The following is a 23652-nucleotide window of genomic DNA, read 5'->3' as shown; positions in this document are numbered from 1 at the left end:
CGACTGGGGCGTTTTTCTGTCTTTAAGGAGTCCTGATGGACGCTGTTATTAATCTCTGGCCCCTCGCCGGGATCGCCGCCATTGTGGCAGGTTTTTTATTACGCTTTAACCCGGTCATTGTCGTCGTCGTGGCCGGATTAATCACCGGGCTGGCGGCCCAGATGCCCGTTGTGGATATTCTGGAAAAACTTGGTTCCGGGTTCCTCAATACCCGTAACCTGCCGTTTATTCTGTTACTTCCCCTGGCGATCATCGGCCTGCTGGAGCGAAATGGCCTGAAGGAACGGGCGCAGGCGTGGATTGCCCGTATTCGTAGCGCTACGGCGGGTCGCCTGATGATTGTCTATCTGCTGGCGCGTGAAATCACGGCGGCTCTGGGGCTGACCAGCCTGGGAGGGCATCCGCAGATGGTGCGTCCGCTGCTGGCACCGATGGCAGAAGGGGCGGCTGAAACGCGTTACGGAGAGCTGCCGCCCGCGGTACGTTACCGCCTGCGTGCCATGGCTGCCGCCACTGATAACGTCGGACTGTTTTTTGGTGAAGATATTTTTGTCGCCTTTGGTGCGATTATCTTCATGCATAACTTTATGCAGGAGTCGGCGGGCATCCAGACCGAGCCGCTGCATATCGCCCTGTGGGGTATCCCTACCGCCCTGTGCGCATTTCTAATCCACTCCGTGCGGCTGCATCGTCTGGATAAAACGCTGGCGAATGAGCTGAGCAAGTTGAATGCCAGCGCGTTGCAACAGAAGGGAGGCCGCTGATGTTTGAGCAAAACTATCTTTACTGGCTGGCAGGCACCATTCTGCTGGTGGTGGCACTGATGTCCTGGCGCGATAAAAGCAATCCGCGTCGCCTCACGACCGGCCTGTTCTGGGCACTGTATGGACTGGTGTTCTTTATTGGCCAGTGGACGACCGATCTGGTCGGGGCGCGTACGCTGCATATTGGCGTTGGCGTCGGAGTGGTGGTGATGGCGCTGATTGCCGGTTTCGGTGGCGTTAAGCTGGGGAGCTACTCGCAGCGTACGCCGGAGCAGCGCAGCAAACTGGCAGAGCGCCTGGGCAATCGCCTGTTTTTGCCTGCGCTGATTATTCCGCTGGTTACGGTTATTGGCGTCCTGGCTTTCAATAATATTCCTGGTCTGCAGCAGACGGTGTTTGGCGCGGGCAACCATGCCACTCTGGTGACGCTGTTCTCGATGTCCGTCGGCTGTCTGCTGGCCTGGCTGCTGGCGCTGAAAATCACGCGAGAATCTCCGGCGCAGTCCCTGCAGGAGGCGCGCCGCCTGCTGGACTCCATCGGCTGGGCGTTTATTTTGCCGCAGATTCTGGCAACCCTCGGCCTGCTGTTCACCAGTGCGGGCGTGGGCACGGCGATCTCTCATCTGACCGAAACGTATCTGGCGGTGGATAATCGCTTTGTCGCCGTGGTGCTTTACGCGGGCGGCATGGCATTACTGACCATGGTGATGGGTAATGCGTTTGCTGCTTTCCCCATTGTCACGGCCGGCATCGGCATTCCTGTTTTGGTGCTTCAGCATCACGGTAACCCGGCGGTGATGGCGGCTATTGGCATGTTCTGTGGTTACTGCGGCACGCTGATGACGCCAATGGCGGCCAACTTCAATATTGTGCCTGCCCGGCTGCTGGAGTTGCCGGACCGTAATGCGGTGATCAAGGCTCAGGTTCCTACCGGTGTGCTACTGTTGATTGCCAATATATTCCTTTTATATTTCCTGATGTTCTTGTGAGGGAACGATGAAAACGGTACTGATTACGGGTTTTGAGCCTTTTGATGACGAGCTGTTGAATCCGTCCTGGGAAGTGGTCAGCCAGCTGAACGACCGCCTGATTGGTAACACCAAGGTCATCGCCCGACAGCTGCCCTGCGTGTTTGGCGCGGCTGTCGATGAGATAACGCGCCTTATTGATGAGCTGAAGCCCGAACTGGTGATTGCCGTCGGGCAGGCCGGGGGGCGGGCGGATATCAGCATTGAGCGCGTGGCGATCAATGTCGATGATGCGCGCATCCCGGATAATGCCGGTCATCAGCCGGTGGATGAACCGATTGTTTCCGGCGGACCTGCCGCGTACTTTTCCACACTGCCGCTGAAAGCGATGGTGGCGGGCATACGTGAGGCGGGGATACCTGCTTCGGTATCGCAGACCGCCGGAACCTATGTCTGCAACCATGTCATGTATGGCCTGCTGCACCATCTGCGTCGGCGCAAAACGCGCGGTGGCTTTATCCATATTCCTTATCTGCCGGAGCAGGCCATCAAACATCCCGGTGTACCAAGCATGTCGCAGGCTTCGGTGACGCTGGCGCTGGAAATGGCGATAGGTATTGCATTGACGGTGGAAGAGGATATTCGCCTGGAAGGCGGCGCCACGCATTAACTCACAGGGAAAATGCTATGCCAGAAGGTCCTGAGATCCGCCGGGCGGCGGATCAGCTGGAAAAAGCCATCAAAGGAAAAGTGCTGACCGACGTCTGGTTTGCCTTTCCCGCCCTGCAAACCTACCAGCAGGCGCTGGTGGGGGAGCGGGTGCTCTCGATAGAGACCAGGGGCAAGGCATTGCTAACCCACTTTTCTAACGGCCTGACGCTGTACAGCCATAATCAGCTATACGGGGTCTGGCGCGTGGTGAAGACGGGCAGTCAACCTGCCGGTAAGCGGCAGCTGCGCGTACGGCTGGCGGCGGCAGATAAAACCCTGCTGCTGTTCAGTGCCTCGGATATCGAACTGCTGAATGCCGGGGGCCTGGCCTGCCATCCGTTTTTGCAAAAAATCGGGCCGGACGTGCTGGATATGTCTCTGACCGAAGCCATGGTGCGTGAACGGCTGCTGTCGCCGCGCTTCCGTCGTCGCCAGTTCAGCGGCCTGCTGCTGGATCAGGCTTTTCTTGCCGGGCTGGGTAACTATCTGCGCGTGGAGATCCTCTGGCAGGCGCAGCTTGCCGCTCATCACAAGGCAGAAACGCTCAATGAAGAGCAGATAAATGCGCTGGTGACGGCGCTGCTGGCGCTACCGCGTTTATCGTATCAGACGCGCGGGCAGGCCGATGACAACCATCATCACGGCGCGCTGTTCAGCTTTAAAGTGTTTCACCGGGCAGGGAAGGCGTGTGAGCGCTGTGGTACCACGATTGAACGGACGATGCTGTCATCGCGGCCATTTTACTGGTGTCCCGGATGCCAGAAATAAAAAAAATAAGGGCCGATCAACAGCGATCGGCCCTTACGCAAATTCTAACGGTCATGGCTGAGGCAGACCTTCTTTTTGGTCCGCCCGCTGATTACTTCTTGATATTAGACGTGAAATCGCGCTGATCGTAACCGGTGTACAACTGGCGTGGACGGGCAATTTTCACACCATCATCATGCATCTCTTTCCAGTGAGCAATCCAGCCTACGGTACGTGCCATCGCGAAGATAACGGTAAACATAGACGAAGGAATGCCCATCGCTTTCAGGATAATACCTGAATAGAAATCGACGTTTGGATAGAGCTTACGCTCAATGAAGTACGGGTCGTTGAGTGCAATGTGTTCCAGCTCCATTGCCACTTCCAGCAGGTCATCTTTCATGCCCAGCTCTTTCAATACTTCATGGCAGGTTTCACGCATAACGGTGGCACGGGGATCGTAGTTCTTATAAACGCGGTGGCCGAAGCCCATCAGACGGAATGAATCATTCTTGTCTTTCGCGCGGCGTAAGAACTCAGGGATGTGCTCAACGGTGCTGATCTCTTCCAGCATACGCAGACAGGCTTCGTTTGCCCCGCCGTGCGCCGGTCCCCAGAGGGAAGCGATGCCGGCGGCAATACAGGCAAACGGGTTAGCGCCGGAAGAACCTGCGGTACGGACGGTAGAGGTCGATGCATTCTGCTCATGATCGGCGTGCAGGATCAGAATACGGTCCATTGCACGTTCCAGCACCGGGTTAACGACATAGTCTTCACACGGCGTAGAGAACATCATGTTAAGGAAGTTACCCGCGTACGAAAGGTCATTACGTGGGTAAACAAACGGCTGACCGATGGAGTATTTGTAGCACATCGCTGCCATAGTCGGCATTTTCGACAGCAGGCGGAAAGCGGCGATCTCACGATGACGTTCAATATTGACGTCCATCGCATCATGATAGAACGCTGCCAGCGCACCGGTTACTCCACACATGACCGCCATCGGATGTGAGTCACGACGGAAGCCACGGAACAGATGATGAATCTGCTCATGCAGCATGGTGTGACGAGTCACGGTGGTTTTGAATTCTTCGAATTCTTTAGCGGATGGCGCTTCGCCATTCAGCAGAATGTAGCAAACTTCCAGATAATTGGAGTGCAGTGCTAACTGATCAATCGGGAAGCCACGGTGCAACAGGATGCCTTCGTCACCGTCAATATAAGTAATTTTTGATTCGCAGGACGCGGTAGAGGTAAAACCTGGGTCGAAAGTGAAGTACCCTTTCGCACCGAGTGCCCGCACATCAATTTCTTCCGGGCCCAGTGTACCTTTGAGGACATTAAGCTCAATAGGATCTTCGCCATCTAGCGTTAGCGTTGCTTTTTTATCAGCCATTTAACAGTCTCCTTAGCGCCTTATATAGGGATCTTTATCACCGGGAAAGCCACATCTCCCCAGCCTCTTGCCTGGCGCAAAAGGTAATCATCTCTGTGGCATCTTGTTGTGTGCAGGGTACAGAGTGACGGGCGCGTGCCTGGCCGGGATGGCGCAATCCTGATGCGTACCATGGTCGTGTTAAAGATCCGGTCTGAATATAACGGAGTTATAACCAAAACCTGATGCTTTATGAGTCATCACGACCAATGTTACATAACTTGTGCTTAGGGGAAAGTGTATCCCCATAACTTTTGTGCATCATAGAACTTTTATTCGTCCGTTTGTAACAGGAATGTTGAACTTTTGTCAAATCAGATAATTAAAATTGTATGAAATATGAAAACCGTGAAGGGGATCACTGTTCCACTGAAATGTGACCAAAGAGTTTGTAGGGGAATTGTAATGAGATTGTGATCCACCTATACTGCGGCCAGGTCTCCGGAAACACCCTGCAGTAGGAGCCACCCAGCGTTTCATACGCGTCGTTTTTGACACTGGACGTTGCAGTTTTGGTGCCTGGCGCGAATGCTTGCCTTATTAACGCTGTCTGACCCGCCTTCAGGACCGGAGGAAGCAAAATAAGAAAGGCTGTGTGGGCAAAATCGTGAAAAAACAAAGACCTGTCAATTTGGATCTCAGTACGATCCGGTTTCCCTTAACCGCAATTGCGTCCATTCTCCACCGCGTATCCGGCGTGATCACCTTTGTGTCGATCGGGATTCTGCTCTGGTTACTGGGTCTGTCGCTCTCCTCTCCCGAAGGTTTCCTTCAGGCTTCCGCCGTCATGGATAGCTTTATCGCCAAATTTATCATGTGGGGCATCTTAACCGCACTGGCGTACCACATCGCTGGCGGTATTCGCCATATGATGATGGACTTTGGCTTCCTCGGCGAAACTTTAGAAACGGGTAAGTTTTCAGCGCAAATTGCGTTCGTTATCACTGTCGTGCTCTCAATTCTGGCTGGAGTCCTCGTATGGTAAGCAATGCTTCTGCACTGGGTCGCAACGGCATTCATGACTGGCTGCTGCTGCGTGCTGCCGCTATGGTTATGACCCTCTATGTACTGTATATCCTCGGGTTTATCGTGATGTCAGGGACCCTGACCTATGACATCTGGCGCGGATTCTTCTCCTCATCCTTTACGAAAGTGTTCACCCTTCTGACGCTGTTCTCCATTCTGGTGCATGGCTGGATTGGGATGTGGCAGGTACTGACAGACTACATTAAACCACTGGCGCTGCGCATGATGCTGCAGCTGGTGATTGTGGTAGCGCTGCTGGTGTATGCAATTTATGGAACTGTCGTAGTGTGGGGTGCGTGATGAAGTTGCCAGTAAGAGAATTTGACGCCGTTGTGATCGGCGCAGGCGGTGCAGGTATGCGCGCCGCGTTACAGATTTCCCAATCGGGCCAGACCTGTGCCCTGTTGTCAAAAGTTTTCCCGACCCGTTCCCATACCGTGTCTGCGCAGGGCGGTATCACTGTTGCCCTGGGTAATACCCACGACGACAACTGGGAATGGCACATGTATGACACGGTGAAAGGTTCCGATTATATCGGTGACCAGGACGCGATTGAATATATGTGTAAAACCGGTCCGGAAGCGGTGACCGAGTTAGAGCATATGGGCCTGCCATTCTCCCGTCTGGAAGATGGTCGCATTTATCAGCGTCCGTTCGGCGGCCAGTCGAAAAACTTCGGTGGCGAGCAGGCGGCACGTACGGCAGCAGCGGCTGACCGTACCGGACACGCGCTGCTGCATACGCTTTATCAGCAGAACCTGAAGAATAAAACCACTATCTTCTCCGAGTGGTATGCGCTGGACCTGGTAAAAAATGCGGATGGCGCTATCGTCGGCTGTACCGCACTGAACATTGAAGATGGTGAAGTGGTCTACTTTAAAGCGCGCGCCACGGTGCTGGCGACCGGCGGTGCCGGGCGTATTTATCAGTCGACTACTAACGCCCATATTTGCACCGGTGACGGTGTGGGTATGGCGCTGCGCGCGGGTGTCCCGGTGCAGGATATGGAAATGTGGCAGTTCCACCCAACCGGTATCGCCGGTGCGGGTGTGCTGGTCACGGAAGGGTGCCGTGGCGAAGGCGGTTACCTGCTGAACAAGCACGGTGAGCGCTTTATGGAGCGTTACGCGCCGAATGCGAAAGACCTTGCTGGCCGTGATGTTGTTGCCCGTTCGATGATGATTGAGATCCGTGAAGGTCGTGGTTGCGACGGCCCATGGGGTCCGCACATCAAACTGAAACTGGATCACCTGGGTAAAGACGTGCTGGAGTCCCGCCTGCCGGGCATTCTGGAACTGTCGCGTACCTTCGCCCACGTTGATCCGGTGAAAGAGCCGATTCCGGTTATCCCAACCTGCCACTATATGATGGGGGGGATCCCAACGCGGGTTACCGGACAGGCGCTGACCGTTAACGAGCAGGGGCAGGATACTGTGGTTCCTGGCCTGTTTGCCGTCGGTGAAATTGCCTGCGTATCGGTACACGGTTCGAACCGCCTGGGCGGTAACTCGCTGCTTGACCTGGTGGTATTCGGTCGTGCGGCGGGTCTGCACTTGCAGGAGTCAATTAACGAGCAGGGCGCACTGCGTGACGCCACCGAAGAAGAGATCGAGGCGTCGCTGTCTCGCCTGAACCGCTGGAACAACAACGTGACGGGTGAAGACCCGGCTGAATTGCGTAAAGCCCTGCAGACCTGCATGCAGCATAACTTCTCGGTCTTCCGCGAAGGTGATGCGATGGCGAAAGGCCTGGCAGAGCTGAAAGTGCTGCGTGAACGTCTGAAAAATGCCCGTCTTGACGACCGTTCACCGGACTTCAATACGCAGCGTATTGAGTGTCTGGAACTGGACAACCTGATGGAAACGGCGTACGCCACTGCCGTTGCGGCTAACTTCCGTACCGAGAGCCGTGGAGCGCACAGCCGCTTCGACTATCCTGAACGTGACGATGCAAACTGGTTATGTCACAGCGTGTATCTGCCGCAAAGTGAAAGCATGACGCGCCGTGAGGTGAACATGCAGCCGAAACTGCGTGCGGCCTTCCCGCCGAAAGCACGTACTTACTAGTTTGCGGAGATAAACATGAGACTCGAATTTTCCATCTATCGTTACAACCCGGAAGTCGATGATGCTCCGCGTATGCAGGATTATACGCTGGAGTCGGAAGACGGCCGTGACATGATGCTGCTGGACGCGCTGATGCGTCTGAAAGAGAAAGACCCGACGTTAGCGTTTCGCCGCTCCTGCCGTGAAGGCGTGTGTGGCTCTGACGGTCTGAACATGAACGGTAAAAACGGTCTGGCCTGCATTACCCCGGTTTCTGCGCTGGGTAATGGTAAACAGAAAATTGTCATCCGCCCGCTGCCCGGTTTACCGGTGATCCGCGATTTGGTGGTGGACATGGGCCAGTTCTATGCTCAGTATGAGAAGATTAAGCCTTACCTGTTGAATAATGGGCAAAAACCGCCAGCAAGGGAGCACCTTCAGGAACCTGAACAGCGTGAAAAACTGGATGGTTTGTATGAATGTATCCTCTGCGCCTGCTGTTCCACCTCGTGCCCGTCATTCTGGTGGAATCCGGACAAATTTATCGGTCCGGCAGGCCTGCTTGCTGCTTACCGTTTCCTGATTGACAGCCGCGATACCGAAACCGATGCGCGTCTCGACAATCTCAATGATGCTTTCAGCGTATTCCGCTGTCACAGCATTATGAACTGTGTGAGCGTATGTCCGAAAGGGCTCAACCCAACGCGCGCCATCGGCCATATCAAGTCGATGCTGCTGCAGCGGGGCGCTTAACGTAATCATGCCGGGGACCTTCACGGTTCCCGGCAGGTTACCAGGTCATCTTTGTAAGGTGTTTTCGACAGAGCGATGTTGTCGGAAACCCTTTGCAAAGGTTCCCTTACGGGCCGGTCGCTCGTAACGAAGAACCGTACCACGGTAAGCCGTTAACGCGGCGCGGGACTTGCAAAGGTTCCATTAAACAACCACGGCGAACAAAAAAAGCACAAATATGCTTAAGGGATCACAATGCAGAACAGCGCGATGAAACCCTGGCTGGACTCCACCTGGCTGGCCGGCGCGAACCAGTCCTACATAGAACAGCTCTATGAGGACTTCTTAACCGATCCTGACTCTGTCGATGTGGCCTGGAAAACTCTTTTCCAAGAGCTTCCTGGCACTGGGGTTAGACCTGAGCAATTTCACTCCACCACTCGCGAGTACTTCCGCCGTCTGGCGAAAGATGCTTCGCGCTACACCGCCTCCGTCAGCGATCCTGAAACCAATGCTAAACAGGTTAAGGTACTGCAACTGATCAACGCCTTCCGTTTCCGCGGACATCAGCAAGCAAACCTCGATCCGTTAGGCCTGTGGAAGCAGGAAGCTGTTCCTGACCTCGACCCGCTCTATCATGGCCTGAGCGAAGCCGATTTCCAGGAGAGCTTTAACGTCGGTTCTTTTGCCATTGGTAAAGAAACCCTGAAGCTGGCGGATCTGTTTGCTGCTCTGAAGCAAACATACTGCGGTTCGATCGGTGCGGAGTATATGCACATCACCAACACTGAGGAAAAACGCTGGATCCAACAGCGTCTGGAATCGGTGGTAGGGCGGGCTTCTTACTCCGTTGAAGAGAAAAAGGGCTTCCTCAAGCAGCTGACTGCCGCAGAAGGTCTGGAGCGTTATCTCGGGGCTAAATTCCCAGGTGCAAAACGCTTCTCACTGGAAGGTGGCGATGCGCTGGTGCCCATGCTGAACGAGATGATCCGTCACGCCGGTAAGAGCGGTACACGCGAAGTGGTGCTGGGTATGGCGCACCGTGGCCGCCTGAACGTGCTGATCAACGTGCTGGGCAAAAAGCCACAGGACCTGTTCGACGAGTTCTCCGGTAAGCATAAAGAACACCTTGGCACCGGTGACGTGAAGTACCACATGGGCTTCTCGTCTGATGTGGAAACCGAAGGCGGCATGGTTCATCTGGCGCTGGCGTTTAACCCTTCACACCTTGAGATCGTCAGCCCGGTGGTCATGGGGTCCGTTCGTGCCCGTCTCGACCGTCTGGATGAACCTGCCAGCAACAAAGTATTGCCGATTACGATTCACGGTGATGCTGCAGTCATCGGCCAGGGCGTGGTGCAGGAAACCCTGAACATGTCTCAGGCGCGCGGTTATGAAGTAGGCGGTACGGTGCGTATCGTGATCAATAACCAGATCGGCTTCACCACCTCGAATCCTAAAGATGCGCGTTCCACCCAGTACTGTACTGACATCGGTAAAATGGTTCTGGCTCCAATCTTCCACGTTAATGCGGACGATCCGGAAGCCGTTGCCTTTGTTACCCGTCTGGCCCTGGATTTCCGTAACACCTTTAAACGTGACGTGTTTATTGATCTGGTCTGTTATCGCCGTCATGGCCATAACGAAGCTGATGAGCCAAGCGCAACTCAGCCTGTGATGTACCAGAAAATCAAGAAACACCCGACGCCGCGTAAACTGTATGCTGACAAGCTGGAAGCTGAAAAAGTCGCCAGCCTGGAAGATGCCACGGAAATGGTCAACCTGTACCGTGATGCACTGGATGCCGGTGAATGCGTGGTGCCGGAATGGCGCCCAATGAGCCTGCACTCCTTCACCTGGTCACCGTATCTGAACCACGACTGGGATGAAGGCTATCCGGAATCTATCGAACTGAAGCGTTTGCAGGAACTGGCAAAACGTATCAGTACGGTGCCAGAATCCGTCGAGATGCAGTCCCGCGTGGCGAAGATTTATAACGACCGCGCTGAAATGGCTGCGGGTAATAAACCATTCGACTGGGGCGCAGCAGAAAACCTCGCTTATGCCACGCTGGTCGACGAGGGTATTCCATGCCGTCTCTCCGGTGAAGATATGGGGCGCGGGACGTTTTTCCATCGTCATGCGGTTATCCATAACCAGGCGAACGGTTCAACCTATACCCCGCTGCAGCATGTGCATAACGGTCAGGGCATCTTTAAAGTCTGGGACTCCGTCCTGTCTGAAGAGGCCGTACTGGCGTTTGAATATGGTTATGCCACCGCTGAACCGCGCACCCTGACTATCTGGGAAGCGCAGTTCGGTGACTTTGCTAACGGTGCACAGGTCGTGATTGACCAGTTCATCAGCTCTGGCGAACAGAAATGGGGCCGTATGTGTGGCCTGGTGATGCTGCTGCCGCATGGCTATGAAGGCCAGGGCCCTGAGCACTCCTCCGCACGTCTGGAACGTTATCTGCAGCTCTGCGCCGAGCAGAACATGCAGGTCTGCGTACCTTCGACGCCAGCGCAGGTTTATCACATGCTGCGTCGTCAGGCACTGCGCGGTATGCGACGTCCGCTGGTGGTGATGTCTCCGAAGTCACTGTTACGTCATCCACAGGCAGTATCTTCCTTAGAAGAGCTGGCCAGCGGTGCGTTCCAGCCTGCTATCGGTGAAATCGACGCGCTCGACCCGCAGGGTGTCAAACGTGTAGTGCTCTGCTCCGGTAAGGTTTATTACGATCTGCTGGATAAACGTCGTAAGAATGAGCAAACCGACGTGGCGATTGTGCGTATTGAGCAGCTCTATCCGTTCCCGCATAAAGCGGTACAGGATGTTCTGCAGCAGTACTCTCACGTGCATGATTTTGTCTGGTGTCAGGAAGAGCCTCTGAATCAGGGCGCATGGTATTGCAGTCAGCACCATTTCCGCGAAATCGTGCCATTTGGGGCTTCATTACGTTATGCCGGGCGTCCTGCATCGGCATCCCCGGCAGTTGGCTATATGTCCGTTCACCAGCAGCAGCAGCAAGATCTGGTTAATGACGCGCTGAACGTTGAATAATTAAGGAAAAAGAATGAGTAGCGTAGATATCGTTGTTCCTGACCTGCCTGAATCCGTGGCTGATGCCACCGTGGCAACCTGGCACAAAAAACCTGGCGACAGCGTCAAACGTGATGAAGTGCTGGTTGAAATTGAAACCGACAAAGTTATCCTGGAAGTTCCGGCGTCTACCGATGGCGTACTGGAAGCTATCCTCGAAGAAGAAGGCGCGACGGTCGTTTCCCGTCAGGCGCTGGGTCGCCTGAAAGAAGGTAACAGCGGCGGCAAAGAAACGTCAGCGAAAGTGGAAGCAAATGAGTCCACTCCGGCGCAGCGCCAGAGCGCCTCGCTGGAAGAAGAAAGCAACGACGCGCTCAGCCCGGCAATCCGCCGCCTGATCGCTGAACATAACCTTGACGCTGCTGCTATCAAAGGCACCGGTGTTGGCGGTCGTCTGACGCGCGAAGATGTAGAGAAACACCTGGCCAAAGCACCGGCGAAAGGCGCTGAGCCAAAAGCCGCTGCGGCTGCTCCGGCAACGTCACTGGGTAATCGCAGTGAAAAACGCGTACCGATGACCCGTCTGCGTAAGCGCGTCGCCGAGCGTCTGCTGGAAGCTAAAAACAGCACCGCAATGCTGACCACCTTTAACGAAGTCAACATGCAGCCGATCATGGCACTGCGTAAGCAGTATGGTGATGCGTTCGAGAAACGTCACGGCGTGCGTCTGGGCTTTATGTCCTTCTACATCAAAGCCGTTGTCGAAGCGCTGAAGCGTTATCCGGAAGTGAATGCCTCTATCGATGGCGAAGATGTGGTTTATCACAACTACTTCGACGTCAGCATTGCGGTATCCACGCCGCGCGGCCTGGTGACGCCAGTGCTGAAAGACGTTGATGCATTAAGCATGGCCGATATCGAGAAGAAAATTAAAGAGCTGGCGGTGAAAGGACGTGACGGGAAGCTGACCGTTGACGAACTGACCGGCGGTAACTTCACCATCACTAACGGTGGTGTGTTTGGTTCTCTGATGTCTACCCCGATCATCAACCCACCGCAGAGCGCGATCCTGGGCATGCACGCCATTAAAGATCGTCCAATGGCGGTGAATGGTCAGGTTGTTATCCAGCCAATGATGTATCTGGCACTCTCTTACGATCACCGTCTGATCGATGGCCGCGAATCTGTGGGCTATCTGGTGGCGATCAAAGAGCTGCTGGAAGATCCGGCTCGTCTGCTGTTGGATGTCTAAACCCCTGGGATGCGGCATTGAAAGGTGCCGCATCCAGTCCTAATGTGTAGCCGCCTCTGGCAGCTAAATCTTTTCAGACCTGAATGGATAGAACATCATGAATTTACACGAATATCAGGCAAAACAGTTGTTTGCACGGTATGGTTTGCCGGCACCAACCGGTTATGCCTGCACTACACCACGTGAAGCAGAAGAAGCCGCCTCTAAGATTGGCGCTGGTCCGTGGGTAGTGAAATGCCAGGTTCATGCCGGTGGCCGCGGTAAAGCGGGTGGCGTGAAAGTGGTTAACAGTAAAGAAGAAATCCGCGCATTCGCTGAAAACTGGTTGGGCAAGCGTCTGGTGACCTATCAGACTGATGCACACGGCCAGCCGGTAAACCAGATTCTGGTTGAATCAGCGACCGATATCGACCAGGAACTGTACCTGGGCGCGGTCGTTGACCGTGGCACCCGTCGCGTGGTGTTTATGGCCTCGACCGAAGGCGGCGTGGAAATCGAGAAAGTCGCGGAAGAGACCCCGCACCTGATCCACAAAATGGCGCTGGATCCGCTGACCGGACCACAGCCTTACCAGGGCCGTGAGCTGGCCTTCAAACTGGGTCTGACCGGTAAGCAGGTTGGCCAGTTCACCAAGATCTTCATGGGTCTGGCGACGCTGTTCCTGGAGCGCGATCTGGCACTGGTTGAGATCAACCCGCTGGTGATCACCAAGCAGGGCGATCTGGTCTGCCTGGACGGCAAACTGACAGCTGATGGTAACGCCCTGTTCCGTCAGCCTGAGCTGCGTGAAATGCGTGACCCAAGCCAGGAAGACTCACGTGAAGCACACGCTGCGCAGTGGGAACTGAACTACGTAGCGCTTGAAGGCAACATTGGCTGCATGGTCAACGGTGCTGGTCTGGCGATGGGCACCATGGACATCGTGAAACTGAGCGGTGGCCAGCCGGCTAACTTCCTCGATGTTGGCGGCGGTGCAACGAAAGAACGTGTTACTGAAGCCTTTAAAATCATTCTGTCTGATGACGCGGTGAAAGCGGTCTTCGTCAACATCTTCGGCGGTATCGTGCGCTGCGACCTGATTGCTGACGGCATCATCGGTGCAGTGGAAGAAGTGGGTGTTAACGTACCGGTTGTTGTGCGACTGGAAGGAAACAATGCCGAGTTGGGTGCCAAAAAACTGGCAGACAGCGGCCTGAATATTATTGCAGCAACCAGCCTGAGCGACGCGGCGCACCGTGTTGTTGCCGCAGCGGAGGGTAAATAATGTCTATTCTGATTGATAAAAACACCAAAGTTATCTGCCAGGGCTTCACCGGTGGTCAGGGTACCTTCCACTCCGAGCAGGCGTTAGCTTATGGTACGCAGCTGGTTGGCGGTGTCACCCCAGGTAAAGGCGGCACCGAGCATCTGGGTCTGCCGGTCTTCAACACCGTGCGCGAAGCGGTAGAAGCCACTGGTGCTACAGCTTCCGTCATCTACGTTCCGGCTCCGTTCTGCAAAGACGGCATCCTGGAAGCGATTGAAGCGGGTATCAAGCTGATCATCACCATCACTGAAGGCATCCCGACGCTGGATATGCTGACCGTGAAAGTGAAGCTGGATGAAGCCGGTGTGCGTATGATTGGTCCAAACTGCCCTGGCGTTATCACCCCAGGCGCCTGTAAGATCGGCATCATGCCTGGCCACATTCATCAGCCAGGCCGCATTGGTATCGTTTCCCGTTCGGGCACGCTGACCTATGAAGCCGTTAAGCAGACCACCGACATCGGTTACGGCCAGTCTACCTGTGTCGGCATCGGTGGAGACCCGATCCCAGGCTCTAACTTTATCGATATCCTGAAGCTGTTCCAGGATGACCCGCAGACCGAAGCCATCGTGATGATTGGTGAAATCGGCGGTAGCGCTGAAGAAGAAGCCGCGGCGTTTATCAAAGAGTATGTGACCAAGCCGGTGGTCGGTTACATCGCGGGTGTGACTGCGCCGAAAGGCAAGCGTATGGGCCACGCAGGTGCCATCATCGCTGGCGGTAAAGGTACAGCTGACGAGAAGTTTGCTGCACTGGAAGCTGCAGGAGTTAAAACCGTACGCAGCCTGGCTGACATCGGTGAAGCCGTGAAAGCGGTACTGCCGCAGTAACTCACTGCTGTCGCGAGTTTACTGTCGTAAAGGCCACCTGCGGGTGGCCTTTTTCATTTTCATTTGTCACACTTTTTACTGCCGATGCACTAACGTTAAATGACGCTTAAATAGTGCAAAGACTATTTAACGTTAAATTTCACTGCTATTCCCTTCATATTTTAACTTTCCCCTTAATAGCGCATACATTTTTTTAACAAATTCGGTTTGCTACCATAATGTATACGTTTAAAACCTTAATTTAGATCAATAAAAGCAGACTTATTTATTGGGTATATTACTGGAGTGTTTGCCTGTTTTTAGTTTAAATTGCGCTGTGTCAAATTCAGGCTGATATGCCTATCTCATTGAAAATTGATACAACCTGCTAAAAATAATACGGTCGTCACAAAACCCCTTTAAACCTGTGTGTATAAAGGCGTATTATAAAACACGGGATGTCTTTTCGGATCTTCCAACGCTGTTACTTACTATTTTGGTCAAATGAATGAGGTACCCTTTTTGTATCTCAGAGACCACTTTACGGGATAAAGTTTTCATTATTTATTGGGATATCTCCAGGTAATTCTGAGTCTTTTACTCGGATATTCTTCTGTCGGAACCCACTTGCGGAGCAAGGAGTCAAAATGTTTGATATTGTCGAACTGTCGCGATTACAGTTTGCTTTGACTGCTATGTACCATTTTCTGTTTGTGCCACTAACGCTGGGTATGGCGTTTTTACTGGCCATCATGGAAACGGTTTACGTACTGTCTGGTAAACAAATCTATAAAGATATGACAAAGTTCTGGGGTAAGTTATTTGGGATTAACTTTGCTCTGGGTGTGGCAACTGGACTCACTATGGAGTTCCAGTTCGGCACCAACTGGTCTTATTATTCGCACTATGTTGGGGATATTTTCGGTGCCCCGCTGGCCATTGAAGGCTTAATGGCGTTCTTCCTTGAGTCAACTTTTGTCGGGCTGTTCTTCTTTGGCTGGGATCGCCTGGGTAAAGTGCAGCACATGGCGGTGACCTGGCTGGTGGCATTAGGCTCTAACCTCTCCGCGCTGTGGATTCTGGTGGCAAACGGCTGGATGCAGAATCCGGTGGCCTCTGAGTTCAATTTCGAAACCATGCGTATGGAGATGGTCAGCTTCTCCGAGCTGGTGCTGAACCCGGTAGCCCAGGTGAAATTTGTCCACACTGTCGCGGCGGGTTACACCTGTGGTGCCATGTTTATTCTCGGTATCAGTGCTTACTATCTGCTGCGCGGCCGTGATACGGCTTTCGCCAAACGTTCCTTCGCCATTGCAGCCAGCTTCGGCATGGCCGCAATTCTCTCCGTTATCGTACTGGGTGATGAGTCCGGCTATGAAATCGGTGACGTGCAGAAAACCAAACTGGCAGCTATCGAAGCGGAGTGGGAAACACAGCCTGCACCGGCAGCCTTTACGCTGTTTGGTATCCCGGACCAGGAAGCACAGAAAAATCATTACGCTATCCAGATCCCCTGGGCGCTTGGGCTGATTGCCACCCGTTCTGTCGATAAGCAGGTCACCGGCCTGAAAGAGTTGATGGAGCAGCACGAAGTGCGCATCCGTAACGGGATGAAAGCGTATGAACTGCTGCAGGAGTTGCGTACGGGTAATAAGGATCCTGCGGTGCGAACTGCGTTCAACGCAGCAAAACAGGATCTCGGTTATGGCTTACTGCTTAAACGCTATACCCCTGACGTAGCGAATGCCAGCGAGGCCCAGATTCAGCAGGCAGCGAAAGACTCGATTCCAAGCGTTGCTCCGCTCTATTTCTCCTTCCGTATCATGGTCGCCTGTGGCGTGCTGATGTTGCTGATTATCGGTCTGTCATTCTGGTCAGTCATTCGTAACCGCATTGGTAAATGCCCACTCCTGCTGAAATGCGCGCTGTACGGTATTCCACTGCCGTGGATTGCGATTGAATCAGGCTGGTTTGTGGCTGAATACGGTCGTCAACCCTGGGCTATCGGTGAAGTCCTGCCAACGGCAGTGGCTAATTCATCACTGACGGTCGGCGATCTGCTGTTCTCGATGGGATTGATCTGTGGCCTGTATACGCTGTTCCTGGTGGCTGAAATGTATCTGATGTTCAAGTTTGCGCGCCTTGGCCCAAGCAGCCTGAAAACCGGACGTTATCATTATGAACAGTCCAGCATCGCTTCGCAGCCGGTACGATAAGACAGGAGTGCACAAATGTTAACTTATGAACTAATGCGTTTTATCTGGTGGCTGTTGATTGGCATCCTGTGTATCGGATTCGCGATTGCTGACGGCTTCGATATGGGCGTCGGGATGCTGTCGCGCATCCTTGGCCGCAGCGATACCGAACGTCGGGTGATGATCAACAGCATCGCTCCTCACTGGGACGGCAACCAGGTGTGGCTGATTACCGCCGGTGGAGCGCTGTTTGCTGCCTGGCCAACCGTCTATGCCGCCGCCTTCTCTGGTTTCTATGTGGCAATGATCCTGGTACTGGCATCGCTGTTCTTCCGCCCGGTTGGCTTTGACTATCGTTCCAAAATCGAGGATCCGCGCTGGCGTGGCATGTGGGACTGGGCAATCTTTATTGGTAGCTTTGTTCCGCCACTGGTGATTGGTGTGGCCTTCGGTAACCTGCTGCAGGGGGTTCCTTTCCATATTGATACCGACCTGCGTCTGTTCTACACCGGCAACTTCTTCCAACTGCTGAACCCGTTCGGTCTGCTGGCTGGGATCGTCAGCCTGATGATGTTCCTGACTCAGGGAGCTACCTATCTGCAGATGCGTACCGTGGGCGAACTACATTTGCGCGCCCGTATTGCTGCGCAGATTTGTGCGCTGGTAATGATGGTTGGTTTCGTACTGGCAGGTGTCTGGGTGATCTACGGAATTGATGGTTACGTGGTGACCTCCGCACTGGATCATAACGGCCCGTCTAATCCACTGGTGAAAGAAGTCAGCCACCAGGCAGGTGCCTGGATGATGAACTTTAAAAATGCACCGATCCTGTGGACTATTCCGGTACTGGGCGTGGTACTGCCGCTGTTGACTATTCTGTGTTCGCGGCTGGAAAAAGGAGCGTGGGCGTTTGTCTTCTCTTCTTTGACTATCGCCTGTGTGATCCTGACGGCGGGTGTAGCCATGTTCCCGTTCGTTATGCCATCCAGCACGGTGCCAAACGTGAGTCTGACAATGTGGGATGCCACCTCGACCCTGTTGACGCTGAAAGTGATGACGGTAGCAGCGATTATTTTCGTGCCAATCATTCTGGCTTACACAACCTGGTGCTACTACAAAATGTTCGGTCGTCTGACCAAAGAGCAGATTGAAAGTAACAGCCATTCTCTCTACTAAAGAAGGAGCGACAACATGTGGTATTTTGCCTGGATCCTCGGCACCCTGCTGGCCTGTGCCTTCGGTATCATTACGGCGCTGGCGTTAGAGCAGGCTGAAGCGTCGGCTGTGAGTAAAGAGAAACTGTAATGGGGGAGGGCATCGCTCGTCTCTATCAACTCATGGACAAGAGCCTGCTGCGGGCTCTTTCCCTGGTGGCCGCATTAGTGCTGGCGGGGTGCATGTTCTGGAACCCGTCGCGTTTTGCAGCCAACAGCAGTGAGCTGGCTATCTGGCAGGGACTGCTGCTGATGTGGGCAGTCTGTACCGGGGTGATTCACGGTGTCGGATTCCGTCCACGTCGTCTTCGCTGGCGCGGTTTTTTCTCTCCGCTCCCGGCCTTGTTGATAGCGCTCAGTGGCGTCATTTTCTTCTTTATGTAAAACGCGGGAGGCGGGTTCACCTGGCCTCCCGTTTACTCCATCTCCCCACCTGGCTTTTTAAGACCTCTGAATCTATTTTTAGCTGCGTTTTTGTCAATGATTGTCTAACAAATGTGCTGAAATTAGTGAAGTTGTTACCGTTCGATAATTATTTTCATCAGCCTCTGACAACCCATTCCCAATGCAGTAGGTCTTGCGTATAGTAGCAACGTTTTCCTGTAGCATTACCGGGATGTAGAGTGAGTACAACGCTGTTTCGATGGCCGGTTCGCGTCTATTACGAAGACACAGATGCCGGTGGGGTGGTTTACCACGCCAGTTATGTCGCTTTTTATGAACGGGCACGGACTGAAATGTTGCGTCAGCACCATTTTAACCAACAGGCTCTGCTGGAACAGCAGGTGGCTTTTGTCGTGCGTCGTATCACGCTGGATTACCTTGCTGCTGCGCGTCTCGATGATATGCTCGACGTGCAAAGCGAGGTTATTGGCATGACCAGAGCGACCATGACATTTGCGCAACGCATCGTTAATGCAGAAGGCCGTGTGCTCAATGAAGCAGAGGTCCTGATCGCCTGCATCAATCCACATCTAATGAAGCCGATAGCGCTTCCCAAGTCTATTGTCGCGGAGTTCAAGCAGTGACTGACATGAACATTCTTGATTTGTTCCTGAAGGCTAGCCTTCTGGTCAAACTTATCATGTTGATTTTGATCGGATTTTCTATCGCCTCCTGGGCCGTAATCATTCAGCGTACCCGTATTTTGAATGCGGCCACGCGTGATGCGGATGCCTTCGAAGATAAGTTCTGGTCCGGTATCGAACTGTCTCGCCTTTATCAGGAAAGCCAGGCCCGCCGTGATGAACTGGGCGGATCTGAGCAGATTTTCTATGCGGGCTTTAAAGAGTTTGCCCGCCTGCACCGTGCGAACAACCATGCACCGGAAGCGGTAGTGGAAGGGGCGACGCGTGCCATGCGTATTTCCATGAACCGTGAGCTGGAAGCGCTGGAAAACCATATACCTTTCCTTGGTACCGTCGGTTCTATCAGCCCCTACATTGGGCTGTTTGGTACGGTGTGGGGGATCATGCATGCCTTTATCGCGCTGGGCGCGGTGAAGCAGGCCACCCTGCAAATGGTGGCACCGGGTATTGCTGAAGCACTGATTGCAACCGCAATCGGTCTGTTCGCGGCTATCCCTGCGGTTATGGCCTATAACCGCCTGACCCAGCGCGTGAACAAGCTGGAGCAGAACTACGACAACTTCATGGAAGAGTTCACGGCTATCCTGCATCGTCAGGCGTTCTCAAGCGACGTAAGCAAGTAAGTCGGAGGTTAGCATGGCCAGAAGGCGTGGTCGCGGTCGCCGCGACGTTAAGTCCGAGATCAATATCGTTCCGTTGCTGGACGTGCTGCTGGTGCTGTTGCTGATTTTCATGGCAACGGCCCCGATCATCACCCAGAGCGTGGAAGTCGATCTCCCGGACGCTACAGATTCTAAAACCGTCTCCAGCGATGATAATCCTCCTGTGATTGTTGAAGTTGCCGGTGTCGGGCAGTACAGCCTGGTGGTCGATCACGATCGGATGGAGCAGTTGCCAGCGGAACAGGTGGTTGCCGAAGCGCAGCGTCGCATTACGGCCAACCCGAAAACGGTGTTCCTGATTGGTGGAGCCAAAGAGGTTCCTTACGAGGAAATCATCAAGGCGCTGAACTTGCTGCATCAGGCAGGCGTGAAGTCTGTCGGATTAATGACGCAGCCGATTTAATTCATTCGAACCGTTTTTGGGAACCGAGAGTGTCGAAGGCAACCGAGCAAGACGAAAAGTTAAAACGAGCCATAACAATATCAGTTATCTTCCACATTATTCTGGTGGCGGTGCTGATATGGAGTTCGTTTGACGAAAACATCGACGCCAGCGGCGGCGGTGGCGGTAGCGATATAGATGCCGTGATGGTCGATCCTGGCGCGGTCGTAGAACAATACAATCGTCAGCAAAATCAGCAGAGCGACAGCAAACGGGCGGAGCAGCAACGTCAGAAGCAGGCGAAACAGCAGGCTGAAGAGTTGCAGCAGAAGCAGGCTGCCGAGCAGCAACGACTGAAACAGATCGAGAAAGAACGCCTGGAAGCGCAGGAAGAAGCTAAGCAGCAGGCCGCCGATCAGGCTGCCGAGCAAAAACAGGCTGCTGATGCTGCGAAACAGGCTCAGCAGGAGCAGAAGCAGGCAGAAGCGGCGGCGGCGAAAGCCAAAGCCGATGCCAAAGCCCAGGCCGACGCCCAGGCGAAGTCCGCTGCTGACGCCCAGAAGAAAGCCGCAGAAGAGGCAAAAAAAGCCGCCGCTGATGCAAAAAAAGAAGCGGAAGCAGAAGCTAAACAGGCTGCCGCCGAAGCAGCGAAAGTGAAAGCCGCAGCGGATGCCAAAGCTAAAGCAACCGCTGATGCCAAAGCAAAAGCCGCAGCGGACGCTAAAGCCGCTCAGGAAGCCAAAGCACAGGCTGCCGCCGAGGCAAAAGAAAAAGCGGCGGAAGAGGCGAAGGAAAAAGCCGCAGCGGCCGCTAAAGAAAAAGCTGACGCTGCTGCAAAAGCGAAAGCCGATGCCGCAGCAAAAGCCAAAGCAGATGCGGCAGCCAAGAAAAAAGCCGCCGCAGAAGCCGCGAAAGAATCGGGTGATGTCGGCGACTTGCTGGGCGATTTGACCTCAGGGAAAAATGCACCGAAGTCAGGTAAAGCGGCCGGCGGCGGTGGCGCAGCAGGGCAGGGTAACCAGAAGAAATCAGGCGCATCTGGTGCGGCGATTGACAGCTACCTCGGCCAGGTTAAAGGTGCTATTCAAAGTAAGTTTTACGATGCGGATACCTTTGCGGGTAAAACCTGTGATGTTCGCATCAAACTGGCACCGGACGGGTTGTTGATTTCAGCGACCCCAGCCGGTGGTGATGAAGCACTGTGTCAGGCGGCGATCAACGCGGCTCGCACGGCGAAGATCCCAAAACCACCGAGTCAGGATGTCTGGCAGGCGGTAAAAGAAGCGACAGTCGAATTTAAACCGTAAGAATTCGCTAACTGGCGGCATGTTGAACTATGGTACTCATGTCGTACTCTTAGGTTTGTTGATAAGGCTAATTATCGTGGGTGCTACGCCCGGATAAGGGAGAAACAATGAAGCAGGCATTTCGTGTAGCGCTGAGTTTTTTAATGCTGTTTGTCGCGGTTGCGCATGCAGAAGTTCGCATTGAAATTACTCAGGGTGTGAATACCGCGCGTCCTATCGGCGTTGTGCCGTTTAAGTGGGATGGGCCGGGTGCAGCGCCAGAAGATATTGGTGGCATTGTTGCTGCCGATTTACGTAACAGCGGTAAGTTTAACCCGATCGATCGTTCACGTTTACCACAGCAGCCAACCTCTGCTGCAGAAGTGCAGCCTGCTGCATGGACCGCGCTGGGTATTGATGCCGTGGTCGTTGGCCAGGTTCAGCCTGGTGCTGACGGCAGCTACATGGTCTCTTACCAGCTGGTTGATACCTCCGGTAATCCAGGGGCTGTGCTGGCGCAGAATCAGTTTAAAGTGACCAAACAGTGGTTGCGCTATGCGGCGCATACGGCCAGTGACGAAAGCTTCGAAAAACTGACCGGCATTAAGGGCGCATTCCGTACCCGTATTGCTTACGTGGTACAGACTAACGGCGGCCAGTTCCCATATGAACTGCGCGTGTCTGATTACGATGGTTACAACCAGTTCGTGGTTCACCGTTCACCAGAACCTCTGATGTCGCCAGCCTGGTCTCCAGACGGCAGCAAAGTGGCCTATGTGACGTTTGAAAGCGGTAAGTCTGCTCTGGTTATCCAAACGCTGGCTAATGGTGCCATCAGACAGGTGGCTTCGTTCCCACGTCATAATGGCGCACCGGCCTTCTCTCCTGATGGCAGCAAACTGGCGTTTGCGTTATCCAAGACCGGAAGCCTGAACCTGTACGTGATGAACCTGGGTTCTGGCCAGATCAGCCAGGTGACCGATGGTCGTTACAACAGCACTGAACCGACCTGGTTCCCGGACAGCCAGAGCCTGGCGTATACCTCCGACCAGGCTGGCCGTCCTCAAATCTACAAAGTTAGCGCCAGCGGCGGTACTGCCCAGCGTATTACCTGGGAAGGTTCTCAGAACCAGGACGCCGACGTTAGCTCTGATGGCAAATCAATGGTGATGATCAGCACCAACGGTGGCGCTCAACACGTCGCCCGACAAGATCTGGTAACGGGAGCCGTTCAACAATTAACGGACACGTTCCTGGATGAGACGCCAAGTCTCGCACCTAACGGCACAATGGTAATCTACAGCTCTACTCAGGGTATGGGATCCGTATTGCAGTTGGTTTCGACGGATGGGCGTTTCAAAGCGCGTCTTCCGGCAACCGATGGACAGGTCAAATTTCCTGCCTGGTCGCCGTATCTGTGATGCATGTGTAAATATGTATGGCAAACTATAATAGGAATTAAATAATGCAACTGAACAAAGTGCTGAAAGGCTTAATGCTGGCACTGCCAGTAATCGCAGTGGCTGCATGTAGCTCTCACAAGAACAACAACAATGACCAGACCAACGGTATGGGCATGGGTGACGGTTCTAACAGCGGCATGAACAGCGGTAACATGTCTTCTGACGAGCAGGCACGTCTGCAGATGCAAGAACTGCAGAAAAACAACATCGTTTACTTCGGTCTGGACAAGTATGACATCGCTTCTGACTTCGCTCAGATGCTGGATGCGCACGCTAACTTCCTGCGTAGCAACCCATCATACAAAGTGACTGTTGAAGGTCATGCGGATGAGCGCGGTACACCTGAGTACAACATCGCCCTGGGCGAACGTCGTGCTTCAGCTGTTAAAATGTACCTGCAGGGTAAAGGCGTTTCAGCTGACCAGATCTCTATCGTATCTTACGGTAAAGAAAAACCTGCCGTACTGGGTCATGACGAATCAGCGTATGCTAAAAACCGTCGTGCAGTACTGGTTTACTAAGAGA

At 53.8% G+C, this 23652-nt stretch carries 23 protein-coding genes; 22 read left to right on the top strand and 1 reads right to left on the bottom strand.

Annotated elements, in window-relative coordinates; translation table 11 throughout:
* Nucleotides 1-35 precede the first annotated feature (35 nt).
* Genes ABEH87_RS08075 through nei form a run of 4 tightly spaced genes read left to right on the top strand, consistent with a single transcriptional unit; the run spans nucleotide 36 to nucleotide 3211 of the window.
* Nucleotides 36-764 (top strand): DUF969 domain-containing protein, encoded by a 729-nt coding sequence (locus ABEH87_RS08075; RefSeq protein ID WP_346575525.1) that lies wholly within the window; start codon nucleotides 36-38, stop codon nucleotides 762-764.
* Entirely contained in the window at nucleotides 764-1753 is a 990-nt protein-coding gene (locus ABEH87_RS08070; RefSeq protein WP_346575523.1) for a DUF979 domain-containing protein, read from the top strand. Before ABEH87_RS08075 ends, ABEH87_RS08070 begins: the two co-directional genes overlap by 1 nt.
* A gap of 7 nt (nucleotides 1754-1760) precedes the next feature.
* Complete coding sequence (pcp, locus tag ABEH87_RS08065) at nucleotides 1761-2402, top strand: pyroglutamyl-peptidase I (protein ID WP_346575521.1); 642 nt, start codon at nucleotides 1761-1763, stop codon at nucleotides 2400-2402.
* Nucleotides 2403-2419: 17 nt separating this feature from the next.
* Nucleotides 2420-3211 carry an endonuclease VIII gene (gene nei, locus ABEH87_RS08060; RefSeq protein ID WP_346575519.1) on the top strand — a complete coding sequence of 264 codons (792 nt, stop codon included), beginning with the start codon at nucleotides 2420-2422 and terminating at the stop codon, nucleotides 3209-3211.
* 91 nt (nucleotides 3212-3302) lie between these two features.
* Here nei and ABEH87_RS08055 read toward each other — a convergent pair whose 3' ends face one another.
* Complete coding sequence (locus tag ABEH87_RS08055) at nucleotides 3303-4586, bottom strand: citrate synthase (RefSeq protein WP_346575517.1); 1284 nt, start codon at nucleotides 4584-4586, stop codon at nucleotides 3303-3305.
* 634 nt (nucleotides 4587-5220) lie between these two features.
* On the opposite strand from ABEH87_RS08055, the gene sdhC reads away from it, so the two are divergent.
* The 18 genes from sdhC (at nucleotide 5221) to pal (ending at nucleotide 23648) form a co-directional block, all read left to right on the top strand.
* A complete protein-coding gene (gene sdhC, locus ABEH87_RS08050; protein WP_346575515.1) occupies nucleotides 5221-5610 on the top strand; it encodes a succinate dehydrogenase cytochrome b556 subunit in 390 nt (129 codons plus the stop codon).
* Nucleotides 5604-5951 carry a succinate dehydrogenase membrane anchor subunit gene (gene sdhD, locus ABEH87_RS08045; protein ID WP_346575513.1) on the top strand — a complete coding sequence of 116 codons (348 nt, stop codon included), beginning with the start codon at nucleotides 5604-5606 and terminating at the stop codon, nucleotides 5949-5951. The genes sdhC and sdhD overlap by 7 nt, the downstream gene beginning before the upstream one ends.
* Nucleotides 5951-7717 (top strand): succinate dehydrogenase flavoprotein subunit, encoded by a 1767-nt coding sequence (gene sdhA / locus ABEH87_RS08040; protein ID WP_346575511.1) that lies wholly within the window; start codon nucleotides 5951-5953, stop codon nucleotides 7715-7717. The genes sdhD and sdhA overlap by 1 nt, the downstream gene beginning before the upstream one ends.
* A gap of 15 nt (nucleotides 7718-7732) precedes the next feature.
* Entirely contained in the window at nucleotides 7733-8449 is a 717-nt protein-coding gene (locus tag ABEH87_RS08035) for a succinate dehydrogenase iron-sulfur subunit (RefSeq protein WP_346575509.1), read from the top strand.
* 234 nt (nucleotides 8450-8683) lie between these two features.
* A complete protein-coding gene (gene sucA, locus ABEH87_RS08030) occupies nucleotides 8684-11491 on the top strand; it encodes a 2-oxoglutarate dehydrogenase E1 component (protein ID WP_346575507.1) in 2808 nt (935 codons plus the stop codon).
* Nucleotides 11492-11504: 13 nt separating this feature from the next.
* Nucleotides 11505-12722, top strand: coding sequence for a 2-oxoglutarate dehydrogenase complex dihydrolipoyllysine-residue succinyltransferase (gene odhB, locus ABEH87_RS08025; RefSeq protein ID WP_346575505.1), 1218 nt, complete (start codon nucleotides 11505-11507; stop codon nucleotides 12720-12722).
* 97 nt (nucleotides 12723-12819) lie between these two features.
* Nucleotides 12820-13986 carry an ADP-forming succinate--CoA ligase subunit beta gene (gene sucC, locus ABEH87_RS08020; protein WP_062748462.1) on the top strand — a complete coding sequence of 389 codons (1167 nt, stop codon included), beginning with the start codon at nucleotides 12820-12822 and terminating at the stop codon, nucleotides 13984-13986.
* Nucleotides 13986-14858: a succinate--CoA ligase subunit alpha gene (gene sucD / locus ABEH87_RS08015; protein WP_062748464.1), complete on the top strand. Its 873-nt coding sequence runs from the start codon at nucleotides 13986-13988 to the stop codon at nucleotides 14856-14858. Before sucC ends, sucD begins: the two co-directional genes overlap by 1 nt.
* 626 nt (nucleotides 14859-15484) lie before the next feature.
* On the top strand, nucleotides 15485-17053 hold the full coding sequence (gene cydA, locus ABEH87_RS08010) for a cytochrome ubiquinol oxidase subunit I (protein ID WP_346575503.1): 1569 nt from the start codon (nucleotides 15485-15487) through the stop codon (nucleotides 17051-17053).
* 15 nt (nucleotides 17054-17068) lie between these two features.
* Nucleotides 17069-18208: a cytochrome d ubiquinol oxidase subunit II gene (gene cydB / locus ABEH87_RS08005; RefSeq protein WP_346575501.1), complete on the top strand. Its 1140-nt coding sequence runs from the start codon at nucleotides 17069-17071 to the stop codon at nucleotides 18206-18208.
* Nucleotides 18209-18223: 15 nt separating this feature from the next.
* Nucleotides 18224-18337: a cytochrome bd-I oxidase subunit CydX gene (cydX, locus tag ABEH87_RS08000; RefSeq protein WP_346575499.1), complete on the top strand. Its 114-nt coding sequence runs from the start codon at nucleotides 18224-18226 to the stop codon at nucleotides 18335-18337.
* Complete coding sequence (ybgE, locus tag ABEH87_RS07995) at nucleotides 18337-18630, top strand: cyd operon protein YbgE (RefSeq protein ID WP_346575497.1); 294 nt, start codon at nucleotides 18337-18339, stop codon at nucleotides 18628-18630. Before cydX ends, ybgE begins: the two co-directional genes overlap by 1 nt.
* A 239-nt stretch (nucleotides 18631-18869) precedes the next feature.
* The gene (gene ybgC, locus ABEH87_RS07990) at nucleotides 18870-19274 is read left to right on the top strand and encodes a tol-pal system-associated acyl-CoA thioesterase (protein WP_346575495.1); all 405 of its coding nucleotides are present in this window, start codon (nucleotides 18870-18872) and stop codon (nucleotides 19272-19274) included.
* Nucleotides 19275-19279: 5 nt separating this feature from the next.
* Nucleotides 19280-19957 carry a Tol-Pal system protein TolQ gene (gene tolQ, locus ABEH87_RS07985; protein ID WP_171148735.1) on the top strand — a complete coding sequence of 226 codons (678 nt, stop codon included), beginning with the start codon at nucleotides 19280-19282 and terminating at the stop codon, nucleotides 19955-19957.
* 13 nt (nucleotides 19958-19970) lie between these two features.
* Nucleotides 19971-20399, top strand: a complete 429-nt coding sequence (gene tolR / locus ABEH87_RS07980; protein ID WP_062748479.1) for a colicin uptake protein TolR — start codon at nucleotides 19971-19973, stop codon at nucleotides 20397-20399.
* 29 nt (nucleotides 20400-20428) lie between these two features.
* Nucleotides 20429-21685, top strand: coding sequence for a cell envelope integrity protein TolA (gene tolA, locus ABEH87_RS07975; protein ID WP_346575493.1), 1257 nt, complete (start codon nucleotides 20429-20431; stop codon nucleotides 21683-21685).
* A gap of 107 nt (nucleotides 21686-21792) precedes the next feature.
* On the top strand, nucleotides 21793-23085 hold the full coding sequence (gene tolB, locus ABEH87_RS07970; protein WP_346575491.1) for a Tol-Pal system beta propeller repeat protein TolB: 1293 nt from the start codon (nucleotides 21793-21795) through the stop codon (nucleotides 23083-23085).
* Nucleotides 23086-23129: 44 nt separating this feature from the next.
* A complete protein-coding gene (gene pal / locus ABEH87_RS07965; protein ID WP_062748485.1) occupies nucleotides 23130-23648 on the top strand; it encodes a peptidoglycan-associated lipoprotein Pal in 519 nt (172 codons plus the stop codon).
* Nucleotides 23649-23652: the final 4 nt, after the last annotated feature.

Source organism: Erwinia sp. Eh17-17 (assembly GCF_039675725.1).
GTDB lineage: Bacteria > Pseudomonadota > Gammaproteobacteria > Enterobacterales > Enterobacteriaceae > Erwinia.
Note: the sequence above shows the minus strand (reverse complement) of the source record. Positions and strands in the feature narration are given on the sequence as shown.

Excerpts from the sequence above, each read along its gene's own strand:
- ABEH87_RS08075 (WP_346575525.1), top strand. The coding sequence starts at position 36 with ATGGACGCTGTTATTAATCTCTGGCCCCTCGCCGGGATCGCCGCCATT.
- ABEH87_RS08070 (WP_346575523.1), top strand. The coding sequence starts at position 764 with ATGTTTGAGCAAAACTATCTTTACTGGCTGGCAGGCACCATTCTGCTG.
- pcp (WP_346575521.1), top strand. The coding sequence starts at position 1,761 with ATGAAAACGGTACTGATTACGGGTTTTGAGCCTTTTGATGACGAGCTG.
- nei (WP_346575519.1), top strand. The coding sequence starts at position 2,420 with ATGCCAGAAGGTCCTGAGATCCGCCGGGCGGCGGATCAGCTGGAAAAA.
- ABEH87_RS08055 (WP_346575517.1), bottom strand. The coding sequence starts at position 4,586 with ATGGCTGATAAAAAAGCAACGCTAACGCTAGATGGCGAAGATCCTATT.
- sdhD (WP_346575513.1), top strand. The coding sequence starts at position 5,604 with ATGGTAAGCAATGCTTCTGCACTGGGTCGCAACGGCATTCATGACTGG.
- sdhA (WP_346575511.1), top strand. The coding sequence starts at position 5,951 with ATGAAGTTGCCAGTAAGAGAATTTGACGCCGTTGTGATCGGCGCAGGC.
- ABEH87_RS08035 (WP_346575509.1), top strand. The coding sequence starts at position 7,733 with ATGAGACTCGAATTTTCCATCTATCGTTACAACCCGGAAGTCGATGAT.
- sucA (WP_346575507.1), top strand. The coding sequence starts at position 8,684 with ATGCAGAACAGCGCGATGAAACCCTGGCTGGACTCCACCTGGCTGGCC.
- odhB (WP_346575505.1), top strand. The coding sequence starts at position 11,505 with ATGAGTAGCGTAGATATCGTTGTTCCTGACCTGCCTGAATCCGTGGCT.
- sucC (WP_062748462.1), top strand. The coding sequence starts at position 12,820 with ATGAATTTACACGAATATCAGGCAAAACAGTTGTTTGCACGGTATGGT.
- sucD (WP_062748464.1), top strand. The coding sequence starts at position 13,986 with ATGTCTATTCTGATTGATAAAAACACCAAAGTTATCTGCCAGGGCTTC.
- cydA (WP_346575503.1), top strand. The coding sequence starts at position 15,485 with ATGTTTGATATTGTCGAACTGTCGCGATTACAGTTTGCTTTGACTGCT.
- cydB (WP_346575501.1), top strand. The coding sequence starts at position 17,069 with ATGTTAACTTATGAACTAATGCGTTTTATCTGGTGGCTGTTGATTGGC.
- cydX (WP_346575499.1), top strand. The coding sequence starts at position 18,224 with ATGTGGTATTTTGCCTGGATCCTCGGCACCCTGCTGGCCTGTGCCTTC.
- ybgE (WP_346575497.1), top strand. The coding sequence starts at position 18,337 with ATGGGGGAGGGCATCGCTCGTCTCTATCAACTCATGGACAAGAGCCTG.
- tolQ (WP_171148735.1), top strand. The coding sequence starts at position 19,280 with ATGAACATTCTTGATTTGTTCCTGAAGGCTAGCCTTCTGGTCAAACTT.
- tolR (WP_062748479.1), top strand. The coding sequence starts at position 19,971 with ATGGCCAGAAGGCGTGGTCGCGGTCGCCGCGACGTTAAGTCCGAGATC.
- tolB (WP_346575491.1), top strand. The coding sequence starts at position 21,793 with ATGAAGCAGGCATTTCGTGTAGCGCTGAGTTTTTTAATGCTGTTTGTC.
- pal (WP_062748485.1), top strand. The coding sequence starts at position 23,130 with ATGCAACTGAACAAAGTGCTGAAAGGCTTAATGCTGGCACTGCCAGTA.